The 26,503-nt window shown below is 29.1% G+C and carries 22 protein-coding genes; 20 read left to right on the forward strand and 2 right to left on the reverse strand.

Features of this window, described 5'->3' with window-relative positions:
- Positions 1–1,470: 1,470 nt before the first annotated feature.
- The 4 genes from MPAN_RS02755 (at position 1,471) to MPAN_RS02770 (ending at position 5,676) form a co-directional block, all read left to right on the forward strand.
- Positions 1,471–1,977 (forward strand): ComEA family DNA-binding protein, encoded by a 507-nt coding sequence (locus tag MPAN_RS02755; RefSeq protein WP_176238489.1) that lies wholly within the window; start codon positions 1,471–1,473, stop codon positions 1,975–1,977.
- Positions 1,978–2,068: 91 nt separating this feature from the next.
- Positions 2,069–4,021, forward strand: a complete 1,953-nt coding sequence (locus MPAN_RS02760; RefSeq protein ID WP_176238490.1) for a ComEC/Rec2 family competence protein — start codon at positions 2,069–2,071, stop codon at positions 4,019–4,021.
- A 51-nt stretch (positions 4,022–4,072) separates the two neighbouring features.
- Positions 4,073–5,020, forward strand: a complete 948-nt coding sequence (holA, locus tag MPAN_RS02765) for a DNA polymerase III subunit delta (protein ID WP_176238491.1) — start codon at positions 4,073–4,075, stop codon at positions 5,018–5,020.
- Between the two features lie 2 nt (positions 5,021–5,022).
- A complete protein-coding gene (locus MPAN_RS02770) occupies positions 5,023–5,676 on the forward strand; it encodes a 3'-5' exonuclease (RefSeq protein WP_176238492.1) in 654 nt (217 codons plus the stop codon).
- A gap of 30 nt (positions 5,677–5,706) precedes the next feature.
- Here MPAN_RS02770 and rpsT read toward each other — a convergent pair whose 3' ends face one another.
- Positions 5,707–5,967 (reverse strand): 30S ribosomal protein S20, encoded by a 261-nt coding sequence (rpsT, locus tag MPAN_RS02775; protein ID WP_176238493.1) that lies wholly within the window; start codon positions 5,965–5,967, stop codon positions 5,707–5,709.
- A 116-nt stretch (positions 5,968–6,083) separates the two neighbouring features.
- On the opposite strand from rpsT, the gene pgsA reads away from it, so the two are divergent.
- The 8 genes from pgsA (at position 6,084) to MPAN_RS02815 (ending at position 14,557) form a co-directional block, all read left to right on the forward strand.
- The gene (gene pgsA / locus MPAN_RS02780) at positions 6,084–6,653 is read left to right on the forward strand and encodes a CDP-diacylglycerol--glycerol-3-phosphate 3-phosphatidyltransferase (RefSeq protein WP_176238494.1); all 570 of its coding nucleotides are present in this window, start codon (positions 6,084–6,086) and stop codon (positions 6,651–6,653) included.
- 46 nt (positions 6,654–6,699) lie between these two features.
- A complete protein-coding gene (recA, locus tag MPAN_RS02785) occupies positions 6,700–7,704 on the forward strand; it encodes a recombinase RecA (protein ID WP_176238495.1) in 1,005 nt (334 codons plus the stop codon).
- Between the two features lie 167 nt (positions 7,705–7,871).
- Complete coding sequence (locus MPAN_RS02790) at positions 7,872–9,137, forward strand: L-serine ammonia-lyase, iron-sulfur-dependent, subunit alpha (RefSeq protein ID WP_176238496.1); 1,266 nt, start codon at positions 7,872–7,874, stop codon at positions 9,135–9,137.
- Between the two features lie 121 nt (positions 9,138–9,258).
- Positions 9,259–9,909, forward strand: coding sequence for a cobalamin B12-binding domain-containing protein (locus MPAN_RS02795; protein ID WP_176238497.1), 651 nt, complete (start codon positions 9,259–9,261; stop codon positions 9,907–9,909).
- Positions 9,906–11,135, forward strand: a complete 1,230-nt coding sequence (locus tag MPAN_RS02800) for an ABC transporter permease (protein ID WP_176238498.1) — start codon at positions 9,906–9,908, stop codon at positions 11,133–11,135. Before MPAN_RS02795 ends, MPAN_RS02800 begins: the two co-directional genes overlap by 4 nt.
- Entirely contained in the window at positions 11,128–11,829 is a 702-nt protein-coding gene (locus MPAN_RS02805; RefSeq protein ID WP_176238499.1) for an ABC transporter ATP-binding protein, read from the forward strand. Before MPAN_RS02800 ends, MPAN_RS02805 begins: the two co-directional genes overlap by 8 nt.
- Positions 11,830–11,956: 127 nt before the next feature.
- A complete protein-coding gene (locus MPAN_RS02810) occupies positions 11,957–13,246 on the forward strand; it encodes a hypothetical protein (RefSeq protein WP_176238500.1) in 1,290 nt (429 codons plus the stop codon).
- A 30-nt stretch (positions 13,247–13,276) separates the two neighbouring features.
- On the forward strand, positions 13,277–14,557 hold the full coding sequence (locus MPAN_RS02815) for a hypothetical protein (RefSeq protein WP_176238501.1): 1,281 nt from the start codon (positions 13,277–13,279) through the stop codon (positions 14,555–14,557).
- Positions 14,558–14,612: 55 nt separating this feature from the next.
- Here the strand turns inward: MPAN_RS02815 and MPAN_RS02820 are convergent, their stop codons facing one another.
- On the reverse strand, positions 14,613–15,236 hold the full coding sequence (locus tag MPAN_RS02820) for a hypothetical protein (RefSeq protein ID WP_176238502.1): 624 nt from the start codon (positions 15,234–15,236) through the stop codon (positions 14,613–14,615).
- 208 nt (positions 15,237–15,444) lie between these two features.
- Here MPAN_RS02820 and rny point away from each other — a divergent pair, with 208 nt between their 5' ends.
- The 8 genes from rny to miaA all read left to right on the forward strand — a co-directional run bounded on the left by rny (position 15,445) and on the right by miaA (position 26,497).
- Entirely contained in the window at positions 15,445–17,025 is a 1,581-nt protein-coding gene (gene rny / locus MPAN_RS02825) for a ribonuclease Y (RefSeq protein ID WP_231756806.1), read from the forward strand.
- Between the two features lie 38 nt (positions 17,026–17,063).
- Positions 17,064–17,825, forward strand: a complete 762-nt coding sequence (locus MPAN_RS02830; protein WP_176238503.1) for a TIGR00282 family metallophosphoesterase — start codon at positions 17,064–17,066, stop codon at positions 17,823–17,825.
- Positions 17,826–17,867: 42 nt separating this feature from the next.
- Positions 17,868–19,313, forward strand: coding sequence for a tRNA (N6-isopentenyl adenosine(37)-C2)-methylthiotransferase MiaB (gene miaB, locus MPAN_RS02835; RefSeq protein WP_176238504.1), 1,446 nt, complete (start codon positions 17,868–17,870; stop codon positions 19,311–19,313).
- Positions 19,306–19,641: a YlbF family regulator gene (locus MPAN_RS02840; RefSeq protein ID WP_176238505.1), complete on the forward strand. Its 336-nt coding sequence runs from the start codon at positions 19,306–19,308 to the stop codon at positions 19,639–19,641. The genes miaB and MPAN_RS02840 overlap by 8 nt, the downstream gene beginning before the upstream one ends.
- 98 nt (positions 19,642–19,739) lie before the next feature.
- Positions 19,740–21,395: a hypothetical protein gene (locus MPAN_RS02845; protein WP_176238506.1), complete on the forward strand. Its 1,656-nt coding sequence runs from the start codon at positions 19,740–19,742 to the stop codon at positions 21,393–21,395.
- 28 nt (positions 21,396–21,423) lie between these two features.
- Positions 21,424–23,940 carry a DNA mismatch repair protein MutS gene (gene mutS, locus MPAN_RS02850; RefSeq protein ID WP_176238507.1) on the forward strand — a complete coding sequence of 839 codons (2,517 nt, stop codon included), beginning with the start codon at positions 21,424–21,426 and terminating at the stop codon, positions 23,938–23,940.
- Between the two features lie 8 nt (positions 23,941–23,948).
- Complete coding sequence (mutL, locus tag MPAN_RS02855; RefSeq protein ID WP_176238508.1) at positions 23,949–25,628, forward strand: DNA mismatch repair endonuclease MutL; 1,680 nt, start codon at positions 23,949–23,951, stop codon at positions 25,626–25,628.
- Positions 25,628–26,497: a tRNA (adenosine(37)-N6)-dimethylallyltransferase MiaA gene (gene miaA, locus MPAN_RS02860; RefSeq protein WP_176238509.1), complete on the forward strand. Its 870-nt coding sequence runs from the start codon at positions 25,628–25,630 to the stop codon at positions 26,495–26,497. Before mutL ends, miaA begins: the two co-directional genes overlap by 1 nt.
- The last annotated feature ends 6 nt before the right edge of the window (positions 26,498–26,503 follow it).

Genomic DNA, 26,503 nt, shown 5'->3' on the forward strand with positions numbered 1-26,503 from the left:
TTACATATTATTATGGAGTCAAATTTCCAAATTAATGAACATGACGGATACTTCGAGTATAAAACATTAATGAGAAGAAGAGAAAAAATCTACAATAATAGAATAAAAAAGGTGATAATTTGCAAGGAAAATCTGGTTCTTAAAGGAGGGTATGAGGCAATCATAGTAGTTAGAAAAGGACTTAAAAGGAGTTTGTTTTTTCATGAGTTTTCAATGAAGAAGCAAGATTATACTAAAGTTAAAGACATTTTCTTGTCAAAAGATGTCAATATAGTTTATAAAGAGAATAAATTTTTTAAACCTTTGGCAACTTTGTTTTATTTTTAATAGGTTGATATGAAAACGTGTAAATTGGTAATACATGTAGATATTCTATTATGTATATTACCCATTGCTTTTCTTGCTACTAATGTATGGAAACATTGCTATTTATAACAATTTAGTGGAATATACTTTTCAAAGAAAAAAGCCAAGAAATCGCGAGAATGTCTTTTTGATTTCTTGGTTTAATTTTTGTCAAAAAATGATATAAATTGCCTTCCTTGAACTTTACTTTTTCTAGTGCTCGTTAGTGTAAATGTAAAACCGTCATTTTGATGTTACTTGAGTACACACAAGACCCTATTTTCGAACAATATGGTGCACTCAAAGCAGAGTAAAACTAGTCATATAACATTTAATTATGACCAAAATATGTTTCTATGGTTTTTTCACTGCTTGTTAGTGTAAACATAAAATGTTCATTTTGATGTTACTTGAGTACACACAACACCCCATTTTCGAGCAATCTGGTTCACTCAACGCAGCATGAGTGAGAGAACATATAGGAGAAAATATAAGAAGAAGCTTATTCACAGGCTTCTTTTTCTAAAGTAACGACAAATTTCAATTATAAGAAGATTGACTTAGAAAAAAAGTTCCAATTTATGGAAAAAATATAGTAAATATATGTTAACATTGTCAACCTTCGCTAGAGTATGTTACTTGATTTATATACATGATGGTTTTTGACCCCCTATTAGCTAGAGTTCGTTGCTCGATTTATGTTTCCACCCACAAAATATTCAAGCAATCACGGGCTAACTGTGTTGCTAGTGTATGGAAGCATATGTTATTTAGAGTGATATAATCAAAATATGAATTTAATAAAAACAAACCAAGAAGTGGGAGCAGAACTCCTTAATTTCTTGGTTTGTTTTTATTAAAAATTATACATATTGCTGAATACGTTAAATTAGCACAGATTAGATATGACCTCTTTTTATAAAAATGTAACTGATATAGGATAGTTATTAATTATATATATTAAGCACCTCTTTAAAAGATTTTGTGAAAATTATTTGAGATGATAAAATAATTTAAAACTCTATAAAACATTCAAAATATAAAATCAACTTGCTAAGTTTATACTGATTATTTTTTTAAAGTAAAATATTTAATTCATCTATATCATATAGTGGAGGGATATAGATGAAAGAATGGATAATCATTGTTGTTGTTTTAACTATCATTGCATGTATCGTATTATTTCCAAGAAAAGAAGCGTATACATATGTGACTCATGAAAAGATAGAACTAGACAGTTTTGAAATTGAAATAAGAGGTGAAGTAGTTTTTCCTGGTTTTTATACTTTTTTTGAACCTATGCGTTTAGATGAGATTCTAGATTTTACGTATGGATTTACAGATGATGCAGATATTAATGAAATAGATTTATCGAAAATATATGAACAAGATAGCTATATCTTTATACCTTCATTAAGTACTGATGAAATTGTTATTGAAAAAATAAATATAAATAATGCAAACTTTCAAACTTTATTAGATATTCCTGGTATGACTGAAGATAGGGCAGCATCTTTAATTGTTTATCGCCAAGAACATGGCTTGTTTTCAAGCATAGATGAATTAATCAATGTAAAAAATATAGGACCCGCAACACTTGAAAAGATTAGACCATATATTACGCTTGGATGATTTTTATAAGTATGGAGTTGCATTATTTATTTTCATTTTAGGTTTTTTTTATGTCTGGGCATTTTTAATATGTTTTATATATATGATATGGATGAGAAAACAAATCCATATCATATTTTTGGTTATTCTAATAATTGTTATATCGCTTTGTTATGCATTATTAACTAATTTTGACCAAGATCATATCCAAAGAGATGTAAAAGTTGTATCCATCGATTCTTATGATGAGTATGCTAGATATACAGTTAAATATCAACGATATAAATTTCATTTTTATAGTGGATTAAATGAATATCAATTAGGTGATATTCTTTATATTAATGCCGATATCACAGCTTATAAAGCACAGACAGTTGAATATGGATTTAATTTAAAATCATATTTTTTAGCATTTAATGTTTATGGAAAATTAGATATTCAAGATATCAAACTTATAGATCATACATATCATATCTATCAAATAAGAGAAACGCTTAAAACTAGTGTAAATAACTTGGCATCAAGTACTTATTTGAAAGCTTTATTATTTGGTGAAAAAATCAGAGATGAGCAAACAATAGAGACTTATACAAATTTTGATATCCTATATTTATTTACGATATCAGGACTTCATGTGTATGTTTTAATGATTATTTTAAAAAAAGTATTATTCATATTAAATGTAAATCAAAGATTTCAAGATGGCATGATGATTGTTATGCTTGGATGGATCAGTTATTTAAATTTATTTTCTTTTGCGGTCTTAAGATTATTAATTATTTATATCTTAAGAATCATAAATAAGAAGTTTGAGATGAACATGCAAAACTTAGATATGATTTTTCTCACTTTTTTTATACTCACTATATTTAATACAGGGTTCATTTTTCATCAAGGATTTGTCATTACTTTTTTAATTATAGTGTGTTTAGAACTCATACATCCATTATTCAGTCCATATCCAAACTACATAAAAAAAGTCATGATGTCTGTGAGCATATCAGTTATTATCTTGCCTTTTTTTCAAGACATCTCAATTTTTCAAATCCTTTTATTGCCTATGATGATTTTTATCATTACTTGTATATTATATCCTTTTGCGATGCTAACATTTATATTTCCTGTCATTGACGACATCTATGTGATGATCTTAAATCTATTTGAAAAAGTTATTCTATTTATATCTACCTATCAAATTTCATTTTTTATTCCAAAGTTTAATATATATCAAATGTTTTTATATTATGGTTTATTTATATATGTTTGTTTTTCAAATCATATAAAGCAAAGTTTGAAAAGAATGATGATATTAATATTTCTTATGAGTTTGAGTCAATATACGTTAAACTTATTTAATATAGAAAATATAACATTTTTAGATGTAGGTCAAGGAGATACAACGATTATTCAAACAAAAGAGTGTAAAGTTGTTGTTGATGCATTTAATGGAACAACCTCATATCTAAAAAATCATGGCATTTATGAACTTGATTATCTTATCCTTACACATAGCCATGAAGATCATATCAAAGAAGCGAAATCAATCATGGACAGTATTAATGTTAAACAAATTATTGTAAGTTTTTACGATGATAGATATCCTGCTTACAAACAAAATGTATTGAGATTAAAAGCAGAGGATAAAATCACTTGTGGATCGATAAACTTTAATTTTATGGGTCCAATAAAAGATTATGATAATGAAAATAATGTATCACTTGTTTTTCAAATGTATTACGATAGTAAAACATTTTTGTTTACTGGTGATATTGAAGCAGAAGCTGAAACAGATCTAATTAATGCATATCATCACATGTTAAAAAGTGATATTTTAAAAGTGCCACATCACGGCTCAATAACATCATCAACTAAAGAGTTCTTAGAGATGGTTAATCCAAGTTATGCAGTGATTTCATTAGATAAGTATAATTCATTTGGATTTCCAGATGAAAATGTCATCACAAGGTATCAAGAAATAAGATGTATTATCTATAGGACAGACATAAATGGAACGATATCTTATCACAGGAAAAATAGGAAAGAAAAATGGACTACTTTCCTATGAATTTTAACTGATTTTTAGTATAATAGTATTAATGAATAAGGAGGCGTGATTATGGCTGAAGCAATACATGTTTTTCAAGGTCCAAATGAATATTTGCTCCATCATCAAGTCGAAGCAAAAATTAAATCTTTAAATGTTGATCCATTCAACATCATGAGATATGATTTATTAGAAAATAAAAGTGAGGATATTTTAGAAGATATGCAAACTATATCTTTCTTCTCAGAGCAAAAAGTTATTGTTATAAAAAACATCAATGTTTTAGATAAAGAAGATGAGCACATCTTTAATAGATGGACAACCTACTTCGAAAAACCTAATCCTGATGTATTTGTAATCATTGAAATGATTGAGGCATTACCTAAAACAAGTAAGACTCAAAATTTATTAATGAAATATGCAATGATTGAAAAGATTAGTGATATGGAAAAGAAAGAATATCCTGAATTTGTTAGAAACATGTTTAAAAAATTCAACTATTCAATTACTGATGATGCAGTTACAGCATTATTAGAAAGAACTAATTATGATTTTTTATTACTTTCACAAGAAGCAGAAAAATTAATGTTATTTTCTTATGATAGTAAAGAGATTCATGAAAAAGAAGTTATTTTATTAGTCAGTAGAAATTTAGAAGAAAATATTTTTGAACTTACAAATGCATTACTTGCAAAAGATCAATCAAAAACAATTGAAATTTTTTATGATTTAGTTGCAAGAAATGAAGATCCATTGCGTATCCTAAATTTCATTGTTAGTAAAATTCGAGAACTTATTCATACAAAATTATTAATCGATAAAGGATACAGACAAGATGAAATAGCAGAACATTTCAATATTAGAAGTGGACGAGCTTATTATTTATTAAAAAATGCTAAAAACGCTGATTTTAATATTTTAGAAACACATCTAAAAAAACTAAGCAAACTTGATTTTGACATCAAAAGTGGAAAAATTGATAAAAAACTTGGTTTAGAATTGTACTTATTAGGAGCATAACTATGGTAAAACACGATAGAATATTATTATTTGATTTTGAAACAACGGGATTATATCCTGATAAAGAACAAATTATAGAAATTGGTGCTATTCTTTTAGAAAAGCAAAATGGAGCTTATGTCGAAATTGATAGTTTTGATGATCTTTTAATTGCAGATAAACCTTTATCGCCTAAAATCATTGAAATTACACATATCACTGATGATATGTTATTAAGAGACGGTATAGAGCAAGAAGTAGCTTGTCATAAGTTTTTAAGCCTAATGGAAGGTAATCCTCTATTGGTTGCGTATAACATTCAATTTGATTTATCTTTCTTACATTATTTCATTAGAAGATATATAGATCCTAATTTTCAAATAAAAAATGACATCCTTGATGTCATGGCAGTTTATAAAGATCGACATAAATATCCACATCGTCTAGATCAAGCAGTAGCTACCTATCAAGCTAATGTATTAAATACACATAGAGCTATTGATGATATAAGAGCGACCTTTGATGTCTTAATGAATATGGATAAAGAATTACCGAACTTAGATAAGTATGTTAATGTGATTGGTTATAATAAGAAATATGGAGTTAATGGTATTAAATTACCTTACGTGAAATACGTTGCTCAATATGGTGGATATAGAGAAATCGAAAAGCTATAAAAAAAGAAGCATCCTACGATGCGACTTCTTTTAAAGGCTATTCACCGATTTAGTTAATTGAGATTTATGTCTCCCTACAAAGTTCTTATGAAAGATCCCTTTAGCTTGACCTTTGTCTAATTTCTTATGAGCGAAAGATAATGCTACAGTTGCTTTTTCTTTATCTTTAGCTTGGACTGCAAGTTCAACAGCCTTTATTGCTGTTTTTACTGAAGATTTAAATGATGCATTACGTAAACGACGTTTTTCGTTCGTTTTGTTTCTTTTGATTTGTTGTTTGATATTTGCCACAATTTCACCTCCTAATTACGCACAATTAATTATATCAAAAGCAATTTAAAAATACAACAGTTAATGACTAAATATGTTAAAATAGATGTATATTTGAAGAAAAGGAAGCATATAATATGACAACAGCAAATAAATTAACGATATTAAGAGTAATAATGATTCCCTTGATGATTGTTTTTCTTTATATTAAACCATTAGATAAGTCTATTGGATTGCTTGGATTATCAATAAATCAGTTCATTTTCGCTATTTTATTTGTGATTGCATCCCTTACTGATTTATTAGATGGATATATAGCAAGAAAGTATAATCAAATTACGACGTTTGGGAAATTTTTAGATCCAATTGCAGATAAAGTATTGGTTTTAGTGGCATTACTTTTCTTAATGATCCTAGATCCATCAAGAGTGCCTATTTGGGCAGTGATGATTGTCATTATGAGAGAATTTATGGTTACAGGTATTAGACTACTTGCTGTTGATAAGGGTGTAGTGATTGCGGCATCTCCTTATGGTAAATTTAAAACAGCAACAACAATGATTGCTTTAGTTTTAATGTTGTTTAATGATTTTGGATTTACACCTTGGATTGCAAATGTAATCTTTTGGATTGCAATCTTATTTACAGTAATTAGTGGTATTGATTATTTATTAAAAAATAAAAAAGTGGTTTTTGAAAGTATTTAAAGTAAAATAAGACATTCTTATATACAATAGCATGGAGGTGCAAGATATGGAAAAAGATAAAAGAGCACAAGCCTTAGAGGCTGCAATGAAACAAATAGAAAAACAATATGGTAAAGGTTCAGTTATGCGACTGGGTGATGAAGCTGATCACAATTTAGCTGCAAACCCATCGGGATCACTAGGATTAGATATTGCATTAGGTATTGGTGGATATCCAAAAGGTAGAATCATAGAAATATATGGACCAGAAAGTTCTGGTAAGACTACATTAGCACTACATGCAATAGCTGAAGTTCAAAAAGCTGGCGGATATGTTGCATTTATAGATGCAGAACATGCGCTTGATCCAAAATATGCAAGAGCACTTGGTGTTGATATTGATAATTTAATTTTATCTCAACCAGATACAGGTGAACAAGCTTTAGAAATTGCTGAAGCTTTGATTAGAAGTGGATCAGTAGATACCATTGTTATTGATAGTGTTGCTGCATTAGTTCCAGAAGCTGAAATAAATGGCGAAATGGGAGATTCTCATATTGGTCTTCAAGCAAGACTTATGAGTCAAGCAATGAGAAAATTGTCAGGTGCTATTTCTAAAACAAATACAACTGCAATATTCATTAATCAAATTAGAGAAAAAGTTGGGGTTATGTTCGGGTCTCCTGAAACAACACCTGGCGGACGTGCACTTAAATTCTATGCATCTGTAAGATTAGAGATCAGAAGAAGTGAAACAATTAAAGAGGGCACAGAATTTGTTGGAAATAAAGCAAAAATTAAAGTCGTTAAGAATAAAGTTGCTCCACCTTTTAAAACAGCTATCGTAGATATTATATATGGCAAAGGTATATCACAAGCAGGTGAACTAGTCGATTTAGCATCAGAACTTGATATTATCAATAAGAGTGGTGCTTGGTATGCGTATGAAGGTGCAAAAATTGGTCAAGGTAGAGAAAACGCAAAACAATTTCTTCTAGACAATAAAGATATTTATGATAAAGTTTTCAAGTTAGTATTAGAACATTATCATATATCATACGATAAAAAATAATTATAAAAACAAGATAATATTTAATTTTATTAGGGACTCGAAAGAGTCCTTTTTTTTAATATTATTAAAAGATTTAGTTCAATAACAAAGCATACTATAAGTCTTTGATTTAGTATGATATAATGTCATTAGTAAGCAACAATCAAAGAATAGTTGAGGTATCTAAAATGGACAATACAACTGCACAACGTATATTACAAGGAAATCTAACAAAGACAATGGGCTGTACTGATATTGGTGTTGTTGGATATATTGCATCTATTGGAGCATATATTTTAAGAAATAGTAAAATTAAGACCATTGATCTTTTAATGAGTGAAGAGTTATATAAAAATAGTGTAAATGTTGGTGTGCCGGGACTTGGTAAAAGTGGGCTAGATAAAGCACTTGCTTTAGGTACACTATTAAAGAATCCTAAAAAACAATTAAGTGTCTTTGAAAGTGTCACCAATGAAGATGTTGAGAAGATTGAGGAATTATTAAGTAAAATAAAAGTTACGATAACATATAAAAAATTTATAGATATTCAAATTTATGAAGAATTACACATGACGACTTATGAGGGTGATGAAGTTAAAATTATTATCAAAGATTTCTATGATAATGTAGTTAGCGTAGTTAGAAATGGCGAGAAATTACTAGAATATGAAAAACAAGCACTTTTAGGACGTGTTAATAAATATAAAATTGAAAGTTATGATGAAATCTTTGATTTTGTAGAAAAGGAAAATTTTGAAGGTCTAGAAGAACTCTTTCGTATTGCAAGTATGCAATATGAAAGTGCAAGAGAAGAAGTTCAAAAAGTTAATCCTGAATACTTAGTTGAACAATTATCAACAAATCAGAAAAGTTGTTCATATGATTTATCAAACTTTTTAAGAGAACATATCGAAGTACCTTCTAAAAAGAGAATGATTGGTGATGTTTATACCGTTTATGGAGTTGCAGGAAGTGGGAACTTAGGCATAGGGACGTTAGTGACACCAATGTTTCTAAGTGATGCATATGAATTAAGCGATTTAGAAAGAAAAAAACTAATAGCTTTATCTTTTTTCACAAGTGTTTATATCAAACAGGAAATGAGTGTTGTAACAGTTTTATGCGGAACTGGTCATGCGACTGGTTGTAGCAGTGCTGCATGCTTTGCATATGTTAAAAAAGCAAATCGACAACAAGTCAAAGATGCAATCAATCTTTATTTAGCGACTTCGATGGGATTTGTTTGTGATGGAGCTAAAGTAAGTTGTGCATATAAAGTTTCTTTTGCTGCAATGAATGGTGTTATTGCCGCAAAAATGGTAACTGATGAGACTGTTGCATGTGATGGATTTGGATTAACTAAGATTGATGTTGATCAAACCATTCGAAATTTAGGAAAATTAAATAATGAAATATTATATTCAGCAAATAAAGGAATTATTAATTTAATTTAATCGTAAATGTTGATTTATGAAAAAAAGCACTTCAAATAAGTGCTTTTTATTTTATATTTTAAATAAAATATATATAATATATAATAGTAATATAAAAAGATTTATTGAAATGGGGATTATTATGACATATGAAAAAGAATTTAACAAATTTTTAAGTTTGTTAGAAAAAGAAGATAAAGAACAAAGTGTTTTATATGCACTTTCTTTATTAGAAACTAAAAAGATTAGCATTGAAGATTTATACAAAGTTTTATTAGCACCATCTTTAATGTATTTCAAGTGTGATGTAGATGATCTTGAAATTTGCATATGGAAAGAACATCATAGAACATCTATTATTAGAACAATATTAGAATCATCATATTCATATATTGTTAAAAGAAAAGAAGCAATTAAAAATATAGGTAAAAAAGTTGTTGTTTTAACTCCGGCTTTTGAATATCATGAGATTGCAGCTATTATGGTGAGTCATTTTATGTTGTTGCAAGGTTTCGATTCATCTTATATTGGCGCAAACGTTCCAAATACTGAAATCATTTCAGCTATTAGAACTTATAAACCAGACTTCATTGCATTTAGTGTAACTAATCCATATAATATTGTAGTTACCAAACAAGTCTGTGATGAATTAAAACGTTTCTTTCCAGAAGTTAAGATTGTTTTAGGTGGACAAGCGTTTAAAGATCAAGCAGCACTATCTTCTATACAATATGATTATTTATTAGATAATTTTGATGACATTAAAAAATTTGCGGATGAGGTGAAAGCATGAAATTAGCTTTTAGCATCGCGTGGAGATTCTTAATGTCTGCTAAAAAACAAACCATTGTTATTGTTTTAGGTATTGCAGTAGGTGTATCTGTTCAAGTCTTTATTGGGTCTTTAATTTCAGGATTACAAAAAGATTTAGTAGATACAGCAATCGGCTCAACGTCTCAACTTACTATTCAAAGTGATATTGATAGAGATGTTGAGATAAGTGATACAGTTACAATTAGTGTACCTGTTATTACTGATGAACTTTTAGTAGATGAAATTAGAGCATATTCTGATGTATTTGATTCTGTTACTGAAACTTTAAGTGTCATAGGATTTGTTCAGAAAGATGGCATTGAAAAACAAGTTTTATTTAGAGGATTAGATCTTCAAAATGCAGAAGGTATTTATAAATTTGAATCAGATGAAAAAATAACTTATGGTAGAATGCCAGAAGCTGATGATGAAATTATGCTTGGACTTGGATTTTTGACTGAATACGAAGAAAATGATATTAGCTTATTTGACGAAAATAATCCAATAACTATTGAAATTAAAAGACAAGGTAGTTCTGAAGTAGATGTCTTTAAAATTGTAGGATTCTTTGATTTGGGTGTTCAATCCCTTAACAATTCATGGGGTGTTGGTACACTTGGTGGAGCAAGAGAAATATATGGAACTAATGCTTATATAATTTCTTCAATTGAAATGCAATTAACTGATCCTTTTCAAGCTGAACAATTAGCTCTTGAGTTAGATAATGGTCTAGATTCAACTTATAAAACTAGTAATTGGATGGTAGAACAAGCATCACTTTTATCAGGTCTTCAAGGGCAATCCATATCATCTTTGATGATTCAAGTATTTGTGATTATTGCTGTTGTATTGGGGATTGCATCTACATTAGCAATCACTGTTATTCAAAAGTCTAAACAAATTGGTATTTTAAAAGCTATGGGTTTAAGAGATAAAGATGCTTCTTTAGTATTCTTATTTGAAGGAACAATCTTAGGAGTTTTTGGTGCTATTGCTGGTGTCCTATTAGGTGTAGGATTATCTGTTGCATTTGTTAACTTTGCAGTCGACGCAACAACAGGAGATCCTGTTGTACCGCTATTTATAAGCCCATCATTTATTGCATTATCCGCAGCGATTGCATTATTCGCGTCAATTTTATCAGCATTATTCCCTGCATTAAGATCTTCTAAAATGACAGTAATTGAGGTGATTAGAAATGCCTAAAATCGTAGAACTTAAACATATTAATAAGACCTATGGACTTGATACGCCTAATCCAACTCAAGTATTATTTGATTTATCATTAGACTTTGAAAGATCAACATTTAATTCAATTATTGGGCAATCAGGAAGTGGTAAATCAACACTACTTAATATTCTAGGTACACTTGATAAGGCAACTTCTGGAGATGTTTTCATCAATGGTTTTGACACACAAAAGATGAAGAAAAACGAAGTATCTCAATTAAGAAATGAATCATTAGGATTTATTTTCCAATTTCATTATCTACTTCCAGAGTTTACAGCTTTAGAAAATGTGTTACTTCCATATAAGATTACAAAAAAACCAATGACAAAAGAAATTATAGATAGAGCTAATGAATTATTAGACATTGTAGGATTATCAGATAAGAAAAATAATTTAGCAATGAACTTATCAGGTGGACAACAACAAAGAGTTGCAATCGCAAGAGCTTTAATTAACAATCCTGAAATCATTTTAGCTGATGAACCTACTGGTAATCTTGATAGTGATACAACAGATCAAGTCTATGAACTATTAAGAGAAATCAATGAAAAATATAAAACAACATTTATAGTAATTACACATGATAGACATGTTGCAGAAAAAGCAGATAGAATTATAGAAATTAAAGATGGAAGAATCCACTTAGATATATATAAAAATAAACAATAATAAAACAAAAGCCCCTTATTGTTAAAGAGTAGAGACATATTGGTCCAATTCTTTAACAAGAGGGTTTTTATTTTTTGTTAGTTTCATGTTATACTAGATTAAATATAAAAAACATTTGGGAGGAAATATGAAAAAAATAACGAGCATCTTTTTAGCAATATTTATTGCATTTTCTTTAATGGGGTGTAATAAGAGTGAAGCAGATATATATGGAACGCCTGAGTTTAAAGACAAAACTGTTCAAACCAGTTTAGATGTTCAAAATAAATTAACTTTATATATAGATAGAGTCGATGATATTAATGATAAGTATTCATATGACCATAGTTATGAAAATGAGTCAACAACTTATCAAAGAGATGAATTGCCTGAATCTATACCTTTCTTAAAGCTTAATTCAACTAGCATACGATTTGATGAGTTTTCATTTCTCTTATCAAAGTATAAAATTATTCTAGAAGAAAACGACTTTTTTGAAGAAAATGTATTTAATGACTATCAAACTATAGGTTATAATTTAAAACTTAAAATCAAACTTGAAAATGATCAATTATATATTCAAGCATACGAATATAGAGACATAAATGAATTTGATGATAAATCAGTTAGTGCTACATTGATATATCTAAATTTGGTTGATGACAAACTTTATTTCCAATGTGTAAAAGATTATCATGCAACTTATGGTGTTGATTCACCGATTGCTTCAAATTATCCTGGAAATCAAACTTTTTATGATAAATTCATTGAAGATGGTGATAATCTAAGTATTCTTGTTGATCATACTTATGATAATAGATATTCTTATGAACTACATACCGCAGAAAATCCAGTGGGGTTCTTATTTTTCAGAAGTGGCTCAATGTTTGGTGTTTTGGTTTCTAACAAAGATAACTCAAAGCGCTATACTTTTTATGCAAATGACGAAGAAGTAGAATTAGATGATGTATATACATCTGTTTTGTATATTACTGATATTGAAGGTCTCAAGTTTACTAAAAGAAATTTAAATTCATATGAAGTATCATGGAATTTGATGGAAGTTGATGGATGGGACAAATTGGCTATAAAACCTGAAAAAGTATATAAAAATGATCAAGAAATATTAACTGATTTACCATTAAATGCTATGGTTGGGGACTTTACTCAATTACGTGTGAGTATGTATGTATCTGAAGATCAATTAACAGACAATCTCTTGAGTCTTTCAGGATACGGATTATCTTATGATTTAGTTTCTGCAGAAACTTTATTAGAAGATATTGGATATCTACAAGCAAACTATATGGATGTATTAAGTGATTATGGATTAGAAAATGATTCAACCAAAGATAAAGAATACTTATTGACAATACTTCCATTTAACTCAGATCAAGATCTTATTGATGAATTGTTTGATATCCTAGAACAATCATAAATTTATTAGATTAATATTAAAGGAGACATAATGAAAAAAATATTTATTTTATGTGTACTAGTTTTAAGTGTAGCAATTATAACTGGATGTGCAAAAGAAGAAGATATATTTGGTAGTTATGATTTTGAAAATAAAACACAAGATAGTTTAGATGATATTAAAGAAACTATTAGTGATTACAAAACAAAAATGCTTGATATAGCAGATTTGCAAGAAAGAGAAGCCATAACTGATCAAACAACATTTACCAGAGATGAATTACCAGAAATCGATGAAAATAATATAAATGATAACAATGCTAGACTTATATTCTACAGGACTGCTATGGATTTAGAAAATATAGTTTTCTTCTTAGATAGTTGTGAGAGTTTTGAAGAAAATAGTTTTTGTACATTAACAGGTATATATCAAAATATTACAATAAAGGTAAAAAAAGAAAATGATCAATTATATATCGAAGAGTATATAAATAACAATCACCTTCAAGGTACACAAATGATTTATCAAGTTAGAGCTAACATCATTTATCTTAATTTTATTGAAGACAACATATATATACAAAAAGTTAGAGATATAAATTACAGTTCTCTTGATGATTCAACACAAAGTGTTTCTTATGAGTCATATTATGAATCAGGAGATTATATCTCCTTAGGTGTTGAAAAAAAAGGCAGTAATGCCTACTATTATTATGTAGAAAATGCTAAAAAAGAAGTATTTCATACATTTACTAATAATGATAATCAAGACATATATATTTCCATTTATGATCCAGAAAAGTCATTTGATAGTTCTATAGTTTTGAATGGAGAATTAGATGTCATTCAATCAGGTATAAATTACAAGAATCCTTTATCAAATTTTTCGTATTATTCAAATCCATTAATTAATCATCCTATAACACTAAGATGGGACTTATTAGAAATCCAAGGCTGGACTACTGTAGAGATAGATAACATAGATCAAAACAAAGTCTTTATAGATGGCGTTGAAGTATTGCAAGACTATGATAAATCATTTTTTGTTGGTGATTCTTATCAAATTAGATATGATTTTGATGAGATTGAAGAACCATTAACTCAAAGCATTTTAGATCTTTCACAAGAAGGGTTACTATTTAATGCGATATCATTAGAAAAACTAAATCAAGATAAAATGTTTTTAGAAGATAATTACATGAGTATTTTAGAAAACTTTAATTTTTCATTAGATGCACAAAATAACTATACAAAAATAAATGAAATGATACCATTTTCATCAGATGAATCGATTGTAAATGAAATGTTTGAAACATTAATTGAAAATGAATAAGAAAGTGTTATAAACATTAAAAAAAATACGCTATCAAATAGCGTATTTTTATATCTTATGAATTTGGAATAACTGTGGCTGGATTTAAATCCTTTAAAGAAAATTTCACATATTCTATTTGAGTGACATCTTCTCCAACGACAGTATAAGTATATTCAACTTTTAAATATAGATTAGGATCTTCGATAGTAACAAATAATAATGGAGATTTAGGAAGATCAAAATTGAAATCAACTAAAAATGCGATATTATTTGTAGATAGATATCTTTGAATGCCTACTGAACGATAATTCTTCCAATCTGTTTGTAGAACTGGGGTTATTTTAACATTACCGATTTCATAGTTTCTATTTGGAGCATACGACATGATAAATCTATAATAACCTTCTTGAAGTGATCCATCATCGCTTTCTACAGGTCTTTTAAGGGCATCCCATTCAATAGTTAGGGTGATACCTTTAAGTTCATCTGCTTCTATAAAATCACTAATTTTGATAGATTCTTCAGTGATTTCACTATCGAAATAAACAGACTTATTCGTTGTATAACTACCAACATAAGCAGTAACAACTAGCGTGACTGGTAGAATAATTAGAAATAGCCAAATGCCAAGTTTAACTCTGTTTCTGTGAATCCATAATAAAATTCTTTTATTTTTACTTTTATTTTGTTTGTTCATATATTTCATACCCTTCTTTGTTGTATACATTACCTATTATACACAAATTTTGAGAAATTAAAAGATGAAACAAAATCTTCCTGTTTTATTCATTGACTTAAGTGCTTAAAATAAGTTATAATATAATAGTATTTTGTAAATAACAATTTATTAAGATTGTTGAAATATTTTTAAATAAAAAAATAAAAACCAAATGGAGGTGTTAAGAATGTTATTACTAATAGCATTCCCTATTTTAGAAGTAACCATCTCCATTTTGCTAGCCGGTATTATTGGATTGGCCCTTGGTTATATGATTCGTGTTTGGCAACATGATAAGAGTATAAAAGCGGCAAATACTTTGGCTGAAAAAATTGTTGAAGATGGAAAAAAAGAAGTTGAAAAAGCTAAAAGAGAAAGTATTTTAGAAGCTAAACAAGAAATATTTGCGTTACGTAAAGATTTTGAAACTGATATGCGCGAACGTCGTCAGATTGTTGTCACTTTAGAAAATAAGGTTTCACAACGCGATGAAAATTTAAATAATCGTGCTGTTCATTTAGATAGAAGAGAAGAATCTCTATCTACACGCGAAGAAAAACTTGATGAGAGAAAAGAACAACTTGAACAATTAAATAGCAAAGTGGAAGAAACTCTAAAAGAGCAAGAAACAAAATTAGCAGAAATCTCAAACTTATCAGTAGATCAAGCAAGAGATATTATTATGGACAGAGTCAGAGAATCTATTTCTGATGAAATTGCTTCTTATATAAAAGAAGAAGAAGAAAGAGCAAAAAACGAAGTTGTTGGACGCTCTAAACAGTTGTTAGCTCTTGCAATACAAAAATATGCAAGTGAAACAACAACTGAAAGAACTGTTTCAGTCGTAAGTTTACCAAGTGATGAAATGAAGGGTCGTATTATTGGCCGTGAAGGAAGAAACATCCGTACGCTTGAAGCATTAACAGGTGTAGATTTAATTATTGATGATACACCAGAAGCTGTCGTTTTATCTGGATTTGATCCAGTTCGTAGAGAAATTGCCAAACGTGCATTAACCACGTTAGTATCTGACGGACGAATTCATCCTGGTAGAATCGAAGAAGTTGTAGAAAAAGCAAGAGTCGAAGTTGACATGTTTATAAGAGAAGCTGGAGAAGATGCAGTATTTACAGTAGGTGTAGGTAGAGTCCATCCAGACTTAGTGAAACTACTTGGACGATTAAGTTTTAGAACAAGTTATGGCCAAAATGTATTGAAGCATTCAATTGAAACAGCTTTCCTAGCAGGAAAATTAGCTGTTGAAATTGGTGAAGATGAAATTTTAGCTAGACGTGCTGGATTATTACATGATATTGGTAAAGCAGTTGACCATGAAGTTGAAGGTGGACATGTTGAAATTGGTGTCAAATTAGTATCTAAGTACAAAGAACCAAAAGAAGTTATCGATGCTATCGCTTCTCACCATGGTGATAAAGAAGCTGAAAGTGTTATTGCTGTATTAGTTGCTGCTGCAGATGCCCTAAGCGCTGCAAGACCAGGAGCTAGAAGCGAATCAATGGAAAATTACATTAAACGCCTTGAACAATTAGAAGCCATTTCAAATGAGATTCCAGGTGTAGAAAAATCGTATGCGATTCAAGCAGGACGAGAAGTTAGAGTTATAGTTAAAGCTGAACAAATTGATGATTTATCTACATTCAAAGTTGCTAGACAAATTAAAGAGCAAATTGAAGAAAAGATGACTTATCCTGGAACTATTAAAGTTACAGTTATTCGCGAAACTAGAGCTACAGATATTGCAAAATAAGAGGCTTAGGCCTCTTTTTGTTAGAAAAGAAGGTTTGTATGAAAATTTTATTTATTGGTGATATATATGGAAATCCAGGATTAGAGATGATTGAGTCTCATTTACCTGAATTGAAACGTGTACACAAACCAAATTTAATTATCGTAAATGCTGAAAATGCAGCAAACGGTAGAGGTATTACAAAAAAGATATATAAAACACTTATGAGTTTAGGTGTTTCTGTTATTACGATGGGAAATTGGACATGGGGGAATCGTGAACTTTTTGAGTTTATTGATGAATCTAAAATTGTTAGACCCTTAAATTACAGAGAAGCTCCAGGTAAGGGATTTATTACTCTAAATTATAATGATAAAAAAATATGCGTTATCAATGCATTAGGTAGAACGTTTATGAATGCAGGACTTGATGATCCATTTACAGGTATTAAAGATATAATTCAATCAGAGAAAGCAGATATATCTTTTGTTGATTTTCATGCAGAAGCAACCTCAGAAAAAATAGCATTAGGTCATTATCTTGATGGTATAGCAGATGTTGTTGTTGGGACACATACACATATACCAACTGCAGATGAAAGAAAACTTCCTAAAGGTACGCTTTATATTACAGATGTAGGCATGACCGGACCTCTTGATGGGATTATTGGAGTCGATAGAGATATTGTTTTAAACAGATTTTTAAATGGATATTCAACACCTAATCAAGTTGCTGAAGGTCCAAAACAATTAAACGCTGTTATTATTGACTTACTTAAAAAAACAATTAAAAGAATACATATTGAAAGCGAAACAGTATAAATTATACTGTTTTTTCTTGTATAATAGAAATAGGTGATGAAAATGAGCAAAAAAATTAATATGGATAAATATTTTGCGCCAGATCTATCTCAGGCGAGAAAAAGAACTAAAAAAATTATAGAAGAAGTGCAATTCAATCTACGCGATGCACATCAAAAAATAGGGTTTAATAAAACCTATTTAATTCATACATATGGTTGCCAAGGAAATGAAGCAGATAGCGAAACCATGGCAGGTATTTTAGAGTTAATGGGATTTATAAAAGCCATTTCAGAAGAAGAAAGTGATATTATCATCATGAATACATGTGCCATCAGAGAAAATGCTGAAAATCGTATTTGGGGTGAGCTTGGAAGATTAAAAGCTTATAAAAGAAGAAACCCTGATTTAATTTTAGCGCTTGCTGGATGCATGGCTCAAGAGGAAAATGTTGTAAAAAAAGTTTTAAAAACATATCAACATGTTGATCTTATTTTTGGAACACACAACATCCATAAAATTCCAGAATATATTGAAACTGCAATGTTTGCAAAAGAACGTGTCGTAGAAGTTTATTCAACAGAAGGCGAGATTGTAGAAAATCTACCTAAAACTAGAAATCATAAATTTAAAGCATGGGTAAACATTATGTTTGGCTGTGATGAATTTTGTACCTATTGTATCGTTCCATATACAAGAGGTAAAGAAAGATCAAGATCAAAAGAAGAAGTCATTGCGGAAGTTAAAGAATTGGTTGAACTAGGATATAAAGAAGTAACACTTCTAGGTCAAAACGTTAATGCATATGGTAAAGATAAAATAGAAGATGGTTATACATTTGGAGATTTATTAAGAGATATTAATAAGTTGCAAATTGACAGAATTAGATTTACAACATCGCATCCACATGATTTAGATAAAAAAACAATGGAAGCTATAAGAGATTGTGAGCATGTCATGCCGTTTTTCCATCTACCCGTACAATCTGGTTCAAATAAGGTGTTAAAAAAAATGAATCGACATTATACGAAGGAATCATATTTAAACGTCTTAAATCAACTAAAAGAAATTGTTCCAGGGATATCAGTAACGACTGATATCATTGTAGGTTTCCCTAGTGAAACGGAAGAAGATTTTTTAGAAACTCTAGATTTAGTTGAAAAAGCAGACTTTGAAGGAGCGTTTACTTTTGTCTTTTCAAAAAGAGAAGGAACACCAGCTGCTAAATATGAAGATTTAACACCAGAAGAAGATAAAAAACAAAGATTATATCGTTTAAATGAAAAAGTTAACGCAGGATATTTGCGAGGTACTACACGTTTCTTAAATCAAACAGTTAAAGTTTTAGTTGATGGAGTATCTAAGCATAATGATGAAGTTTTAGCAGGATATAGTGAACATCAAAAATTAGTGAATTTTAAGGGAGATCCATCATTGATTGGTCAAATTGTAAATGTTAAAATTACAGTTGCTAAAACATGGTTCTTATTAGGTGAATTAGTTGACTGAAAAAGAGAAACTTATTGAAATGATTAAAAATAATGAAACCATTAAACGATATCAAGCAATAGAAAAAGTACTTAATACAAATAAGGATTTGAATTCAAAAATTAATAAATTAAAAACAATTCAAAAACAACTTATTAATGCAAAAGAGATTAATAAGCAAGAAAGCATCAAGCATTTTGATGCACTCTATAATGAGCTTTTAGCTGAAATTGAAGGCTATCCCCTAATGTCTGATTATCTGGCTTTACAAGGCGACATTAACGAATTAATACAACATATTACACAAATCATCGAAGATGGTGTTAATAAGGAATTAAACAGTAAATAAGCAAAAATTGGATTTATAAGAGGTTTTATAGTTTAAAAACTTGATAAATAAACAAAAAAATTGTATGATTAAAGAAAGAGTTCTTATGGAGGTTTGCTATGCCAAGATTAACAAGAGAGAGTAAAATTGCTGTCGGAAACAAGGAATATAAAATTGAAGATCTACTAAAGACAATCATTTATCTACCTCAAACAGAAATTAAGTCTTATTTTGTGGAACTTGGATTAACAATTCCAAGAGAATTGAGAATCTATGTTTTAAAAGAGAATTTAAGATTGACGGTTGTTGAAACTAGAAAATCAAGATTAACGATGGCTGATGAAATTAATTATCGTCTATCATGGTTTACAGAGTTTTCAGAAATACAATTAGAAAACCTTATGGTTTTTTTCAATGACGAAAGAATCTTTAGAAATTTCTTAGAAGATTTTTGGACAGATTTATTAGGTTACATGGTAGAAAAAGAAGTTTCAGCAAAAGAACTTAGACGTTTATATGACTTGAGTGTAACTCATGTTAAGAAAAACGGACTTGCTTTACCAAACATTAAAACTTACAATCGTGATTTAAAAGATATATTTTATGATAGCTTCGGAAGAATTGATGGTCTACCATTACAAAAACTTAGACCAGTTTTATATAAAAGCTCTACATTAACAGAAATTCGTGATCTTGGAGCTAAATACGGTGTCAATGTACCAAGAAGATTAAAGAAAAACGAATTGGCTGATATTATTGTTAATGAACTTAAAGAAAATGATAAGTATACAGATGAATTAGATAAAAAAGTACATTCTATGTCAGTTATCGTTATGCAAAGATTTGCAATAGACAATGATATCAAAGCATCGACTGAACTTAAAAAAGAAGAAATTATTGAATATATTTTAAAGAATGCAAAAGAAACTAAAGAATCATACTTTATTCCAACTTCTTTAAAAGATTATGAAAAAGAAGTTCATGATGTTTCACAAGAAGTTATCGAAGAAGCAGTTCAGAAAAAAGTTGAAGAAGTTGTCGAAGACATAGTTGAAGAAGTCATCGAAGAAGCTGTAGAAGAACAACTAGAACCTGAAGAAGTTATTGTCGAAGACGTTATCGTCGAAGAAGAGATTAAACCTGTTGAAGAAAAAATTGAAGAAGTTATTAAACCTCAAGTTCAATATGTTCAAGGTCCTAGCAATCTAGATGCTTTAGTTGATGAAATTAGAAAATTAAGAGAAGTAATCGAGCAAACTTCAGTTAAAGAAAAAGTTGAAGTTAAAGAAGAAGCTATAGAAATTAAAGAAGAACCTGAAACTCATGTTGTTGAAACTGAATTAGATGATACTGATCAAGAGGCAATCGTTTTAAATTCTGCAGAATTTTATGGAGATAAAAAAGATTATAAGAAACTTCATAAAAAAGATGAAGCAGATGAAAGAGAAGCTTTCATTGAACAACGTAAAGAAGAAGTTGCTAGTGGTGAAGGTAGTAATGATGAAAAATTACCTGGAGAATTAAGATTCTTTGGTAAAGTATTTAAGGGATTTGGTTTATTACTATTTAAGATATTAAGAAAACTGTTAAAGATCGTATTAATTATCGCTGTAATCGCAGCAGTAGTTTTAATACTTTATGGTCTGTTAACATATTATGTAACAACACTTACTTTCTTAGATGGATTTAATAATACATTAAATGGACTATTACAAATAGGTGGTAGAGGTTTACTTGACTTCATTCATTATTTATTTAGTTCAATAGGTATGTAGATCAAAAATAAAAAAATAGGGGGCACCTATGGATAACAACAACTATACCCCAATGATGCAACAATATCTTGAAATTAAAGAAGACTACGCTGATGCGATAGTCTTTTTTAGACTAGGGGATTTCTATGAAATGTTTTTTGATGATGCGATTTTAGCATCTAAAGTTTTAGAAATTGCTTTAACTTCAAGAGATGCAGGGGCAAAAGTACCGATGTGTGGTATACCTCATCATGCAGTGAAACCTTATATTCAAAAACTTATTGAAAAAGGATTTAAGATTGCAATTGCTGAGCAAATTACTGAAGCAGGTAAAGGATTAGTTAAAAGAGAAGTCATTAGACTGATCACACCTGGAACTGTTTTTGAAGATGGTATTTTAGATCAGAATAAAAATAATTTTATCGCAAGTGTTATTTTAACTGAAAAAGGATATGCAACAACTTATATTGATATTTCTACTGGAGAAAGTTTTATCACAGATAATTTAGTGAAAAAAGAAGCTCTAGATTTAATTTTAAGCTTAGATATTAAAGAAGTTGTTTGTCCAACGCATTTTGATAAAGAGTTTATAAATGAATTGAAACAAAATGATCTTTTAGTTTCTCATGCAGATGATTATACAATCCATGAGTATTCATATATGAATCATTTAGAACGTGAACAAAAAAGAGCTGCTTCACATTTACTTAACTATTTAAGTAAAACTCAAATGCAAACTCTAAATCATTTAATGCCATTTACTCACATTTTAAAAGTTGGTCATATGCATGTTGACTATAGAGTGAAAAAACATTTAGAGATTATGGAATCTTTAACCAATAGTTCAAAAACAACATTAGAATATTGGATTAACCATTGTCAAACTGCAATGGGCTCTCGTTTATTAAAAGCATATTTAAATCAACCTTTAAACGATAAAAAAGCACTTAATGAACGCTATGATTATATCGAAGCATTTTTCCCATATAAACCTAGAGAAGATATGCTTGAGCATTTAAAATATATCTATGATATAAATAGAATTGTTGGTAGAATTTCATTTCAATCTGTAAATGCTAGAGATTTATTTCAATTAAAAGAAACGCTAAATCATATTCCTTTCATCATAGATACACTTAAACTATATGATCATCCTAAAATTCAAACATTAGCTAAAGACATGAAAGATCATAAGGATTTAAGAGAGTATTTAGAAAAAGCAATTCATGAAAACCCTCCGATTACAGTTAAAGATGGAGGTATCATCAAAGATGGATTTAATGAACAACTTGATGATCTGCGATACACTAATGATAAAGGGCAATCATGGCTTAATGAATTTGAATCAAGCGAACGTGAAAAAACAGGCATAAAAAATCTTAGAGTTGGATATAACCGAGTTTTTGGTTATTACATAGAAATATCTAAAGGAAACACTCAATTTGTTAAAGATGAATTTGGTTATGAAAGAAAACAAACTTTAACCAATAGTGAAAGATATATTTCACCAGTATTAAAAGAAAAAGAAGACCAAATTTTAAATGCTAAAGAAAGAGCTATTTCTTTAGAGTATGAATTATTTAAAGAAATTAGAATTTATGTAGAAAAATATACACATGATCTTCAACTTTTATCAACACAAATCGCGATGATTGATGTATTTTTAAATCTTGCGATTATCAGTGAAAAATATCAGTTTATTAGACCACATCTTCATGACAGCCGACTTGTAGATATTAAAGAAGGAAGACATCCAGTTGTTGAAAAATTCACAACATTCATTAAAAATGATGTTGTTATGGATCAAGGTGAAATCTTTTTAATTACAGGACCTAATATGAGTGGTAAATCAACTTATATGAGAATGTTTGCGATTATTGTATATATGGCACAAATAGGTTGTTTTGTACCTGCTGCAAAAGCAGATATGCCACTATATGATGCACTTTATACACGCATAGGTTCAAGTGATGACTTATCTGGTGGTAAATCGACCTTTATGGTTGAAATGGTTGAATCAAATGATGCGTTAACTAACGCTACTAAAGATTCTTTAATTTTATTTGATGAAATTGGTAGAGGAACTGCAACCTATGATGGTATGGCACTTGCTCAAGGTATGATTGAATATATTCATGAAAAAATAGGAGCTCAAACTTTATTTTCAACACATTATCATGAACTTACCGTATTAGAACATACGCTATCTCGTCTAACAAATTTATGTGTTAAAGCTAAAGAAGAAAACGATAAAATGGTTTTTCTACATCATGTTGAAAAAGGAACTACTGATAAATCATATGGGATTCAAGTTGCTTCTCTAGCACATCTTCCAAAGTCATTAATCACAAGAAGTAAACGTATTTTAGAAAAACTTGAAGATAAAGAAAATAAAGTTTCTCTAGATTTGTTTAATTATGAAGCTTTTGAAGAAGAAAATCAAAATATCATTGATGCTAAAGATGTAGAAGTCCTAGAAGAATTAGCAAAAATAGATACAGATCAAATGACACCTATTGATGCATTATTACTGATTAAGCATTTACAAAATATTATAAAAAAGTAGGAATTTAAATGTCTGTCATTAAACAAATGGACAATAGACTTGCCAATATGATCGCAGCTGGAGAAGTTGTTGATCGACCAAGTTCAATTGTCAAAGAACTTATTGAAAATGCAATAGATGCCCAAGCTAAAGAAATCATTGTAGAAATCTACGAAGTTGGCATGAAAAAAATTATTGTATCTGATAACGGATCAGGTATGGATTTTTCTGATGCTCATCTTGCGTTTGAACGCCATGCAACATCTAAAATAGCATCTGAAAAAGACTTAAATCATATATATACTTTAGGTTTTAGAGGTGAAGCATTAGCGGCAATAGCAGCTGTTTCAAAAGTCTCATTAAAAACTAAAATGGAAGATAGTAAAGCCATAGAGGTTATTTATCATGGTGGACATTTTATTAAAGATAACCAAACAAGTTTAAATACAGGGACAATCATTACTGTTGAAGATTTGTTTTACAATACACCTGCAAGATTTAAATATATCAAGTCAGAACAAGCTGAAAGATATGCGATCATCGATATTTTTGATCGCTTAGCACTTGCTAATCCAAAAGTAAGATTTAAACTTTTTATGGATGAAAAATTAGTTAAACAAACATATGGTAAAGATGACTTTTTCCAACTTATTGATCAAATATATGGTTCTAAAATAACAAATGATATGATCAAGTTTGATCAAAAATTTCAAAATATAGAGATTAAAGGATATTTAGTTAGTCCTAAAATAACTAGATCTAGAAAAAAAGATATATCTATATTTGTAAATCACAGATATATTAAGAACTATAAACTCATTCAAGCTGTTGTGGATGGATATCATAGTTTTTTAATGACTAATAAATATCCGATTGCATTAATCCATCTATCTATGGATCCACAATTATTAGATGTAAATGTACATCCGCAAAAATACGAAGTTAAATTTGTTAATGAATTAATATTAGCTTTCCAAATAGAACATTTCATAAGAGAAGCATTAGAGAAAAAAACACATACAATCTCTGATCGATATCAAGAGATAAAAAAAGTACCTCAAGAAACGTATGAAGTGTTTCACTTAGATTTTGAAGATGTAAAAGAAGAAGACGAACATAAAGATTACGACAATAAAGAAGCTAAAATACCATCATTTGATTATATAGGTATATTTGCGGGAACTTATCTTTTATTTCAAAATCACGAAGGATTGTTTTTAGTTGATCAACATGCAGCACAAGAACGTATTAGATATGAACATTATTTTGAGAGATTAGGAAATCCAAACTCACAAATTAGACAACTCTTAATTCCTCATGACTTAAATGTAACATCATCTGACTTAGAAGTTATCAATCAATATATTGATCAATTTAAAAGATATCAATTTATCATTAAAGATAACCAAATCATAGGGCTTCCTACTTGGCTTAGAGAACAAGAAATTGATAAAGCGATTGAAGAAATAATTTCACAATTATCAGAAAAAGAAACGATAGATTTAAAAATATTAAGAGATCATCTTGCAAAAGATATCTCATGTAAGGGATCTATTAAAGCTAATCATCATATAAACAAACAAGAAGTTGATATATTAATGTCTGATTTACGATTATGCAAAAATCCTTATTATTGTCCTCATGGCAGACCAACAATCATTAAATTAACACATTATGATGTTGAGCGCATGTTTAAGAGGGTTATATAATGAAAAAGATTGTTGCAATTGTTGGACCTACTGGATCTGGTAAAACAGGATTATCTATCGCTTTAGCAAAACTTTATGGTTTTCAAATTATTAATGGTGATTCTGTACAAGTTTATAAACGATTAAATATTGGATCAGCTAAAATTAAAGATGAAGATAAAAAAGGTGTTAAACATCATCTATTTGATATCAGAGACCCTAAAGATGCGTATACTGTCTATAATTTCCAAACAGATGTTAGACAAAAAATCGATGAGATTGATTTGCCGATGATTGTTGGTGGAACTGGATTATATATTAAAGCTGCCTTATATGATTATGAATTTATTGATGAGAAAAAAGATGATGATTTTGAAAAAAATCATATTCATTTATCTGATGAAGCATTATATCAAGAACTTTTAAAATTAGATCCACATATAAAAATTGATCAATTTAATAGAAGACGTGTGCTTCGTGCTTTAGAACAAGCCACACAAGGATCTTTAAGATCTAAAAAAACTAATAAAGATCAATTGTTATATGATGCTTTAATTGTTTATCTTGATTTAGATAGAGACATCTTAGAAGATAGATTATACACTAGACTTGATCAACAATTAAAAGACGGGTTTATTAAAGAAGTAGAAGATTTAAGAAAAGATGATATACATATCAATGCCATTGGATATAAGCAAATTGATCAATATTTAGATAATCAAATGTCATATGAAGATATGAAAAAAGAAATTGTTAAAAAAAGCAGACAACTTGCTAAAAAACAAAAAACTTGGTTTAAAAATCAAATGCAAGTGCATATGATTGATGCTTTAAGCCCTACAGTTATCGATCAAGCAAAAATCTTAATTGATAATTTTTTAAAAACTTAGGAGAAT

The organism is Mariniplasma anaerobium (assembly GCF_016865445.1).
In the GTDB taxonomy this organism is placed as follows: Bacteria; Bacillota_I; Bacilli_A; order Acholeplasmatales; family Acholeplasmataceae; genus Mariniplasma; species Mariniplasma anaerobium.

Coding starts and splice junctions, on each gene's coding strand:
- pgsA (WP_176238494.1), top strand. CDS start 6,084: ATGACAACAGCAAATAAATTAACGATATTAAGAGTAATAATGATTCCC.
- MPAN_RS02795 (WP_176238497.1), top strand. CDS start 9,259: ATGACATATGAAAAAGAATTTAACAAATTTTTAAGTTTGTTAGAAAAA.
- recA (WP_176238495.1), top strand. CDS start 6,700: ATGGAAAAAGATAAAAGAGCACAAGCCTTAGAGGCTGCAATGAAACAA.
- MPAN_RS02770 (WP_176238492.1), top strand. CDS start 5,023: ATGGTAAAACACGATAGAATATTATTATTTGATTTTGAAACAACGGGA.
- mutS (WP_176238507.1), top strand. CDS start 21,424: ATGGATAACAACAACTATACCCCAATGATGCAACAATATCTTGAAATT.
- MPAN_RS02800 (WP_176238498.1), top strand. CDS start 9,906: ATGAAATTAGCTTTTAGCATCGCGTGGAGATTCTTAATGTCTGCTAAA.
- MPAN_RS02820 (WP_176238502.1), bottom strand. CDS start 15,236: ATGAACAAACAAAATAAAAGTAAAAATAAAAGAATTTTATTATGGATT.
- miaB (WP_176238504.1), top strand. CDS start 17,868: ATGAGCAAAAAAATTAATATGGATAAATATTTTGCGCCAGATCTATCT.
- MPAN_RS02815 (WP_176238501.1), top strand. CDS start 13,277: ATGAAAAAAATATTTATTTTATGTGTACTAGTTTTAAGTGTAGCAATT.
- MPAN_RS02810 (WP_176238500.1), top strand. CDS start 11,957: ATGAAAAAAATAACGAGCATCTTTTTAGCAATATTTATTGCATTTTCT.
- mutL (WP_176238508.1), top strand. CDS start 23,949: ATGTCTGTCATTAAACAAATGGACAATAGACTTGCCAATATGATCGCA.
- holA (WP_176238491.1), top strand. CDS start 4,073: ATGGCTGAAGCAATACATGTTTTTCAAGGTCCAAATGAATATTTGCTC.
- MPAN_RS02805 (WP_176238499.1), top strand. CDS start 11,128: ATGCCTAAAATCGTAGAACTTAAACATATTAATAAGACCTATGGACTT.
- MPAN_RS02790 (WP_176238496.1), top strand. CDS start 7,872: ATGGACAATACAACTGCACAACGTATATTACAAGGAAATCTAACAAAG.
- MPAN_RS02830 (WP_176238503.1), top strand. CDS start 17,064: ATGAAAATTTTATTTATTGGTGATATATATGGAAATCCAGGATTAGAG.
- rny (WP_231756806.1), top strand. CDS start 15,445: ATGTTATTACTAATAGCATTCCCTATTTTAGAAGTAACCATCTCCATT.
- miaA (WP_176238509.1), top strand. CDS start 25,628: ATGAAAAAGATTGTTGCAATTGTTGGACCTACTGGATCTGGTAAAACA.
- MPAN_RS02760 (WP_176238490.1), top strand. CDS start 2,069: ATGAGAAAACAAATCCATATCATATTTTTGGTTATTCTAATAATTGTT.
- MPAN_RS02845 (WP_176238506.1), top strand. CDS start 19,740: ATGCCAAGATTAACAAGAGAGAGTAAAATTGCTGTCGGAAACAAGGAA.
- MPAN_RS02755 (WP_176238489.1), top strand. CDS start 1,471: ATGAAAGAATGGATAATCATTGTTGTTGTTTTAACTATCATTGCATGT.